Genomic DNA, 453 nt, shown 5'->3' with positions numbered 1-453 from the left:
GGGCACGACGGACCTGTCCCCGGGGACGGGCGGGCATGCCGGCGGAGGCGGACATCCGGGGCTGTGCGGCCAGCACCGGACGGGCGCCCGAGCGAGGGACGTCGGAGCGGAGTGGGCCCGAGCGGGGGACGTCCGAGCGGGGTGTGCCCGAGCGGTGTGTGCCCGCACCCGATGTCCGGGCCCGGTCGCGGGCCGTCGGCGCGCTCATCGTCGGCCTCCGGCCAAAATCCGGGAGCAGACCGTGCCCCCGGACCGCTGCCGCCGTACGGCAGGTCGCGGCGTCCGCCCCGGGGCGGCCGGGGCGGCCGGGGCGGCAAGGTCCGGTTTTCCGGAGGGGAGTGTCCGGGCCGCCCGGTCGTACGGCGTGGCTGCGGTCATCGGTGGCCTCCGTCAGATGCCGTAGGGCCTGCGTGGGCGGGCCGGGCGGTAGGCGGGGACCGGGACCCACGCGAC

At 78.8% G+C, this 453-nt stretch carries 1 pseudogene; it reads right to left on the bottom strand.

Going from position 1 to position 453, the window contains the following annotated elements:
• Window positions 1-208 (bottom strand): annotated as a pseudogene (locus GRC12_RS45045) (hypothetical protein); the annotation flags it as partial.
• Window positions 209-453 lie beyond the last annotated feature (245 nt).

The organism is Streptomyces griseorubiginosus (assembly GCF_017614965.1).
GTDB classification, from domain to species: Bacteria; Actinomycetota; Actinomycetes; order Streptomycetales; family Streptomycetaceae; genus Streptomyces; species Streptomyces griseorubiginosus_B.
Note: the sequence above shows the minus strand (reverse complement) of the source record. Positions and strands in the feature narration are given on the sequence as shown.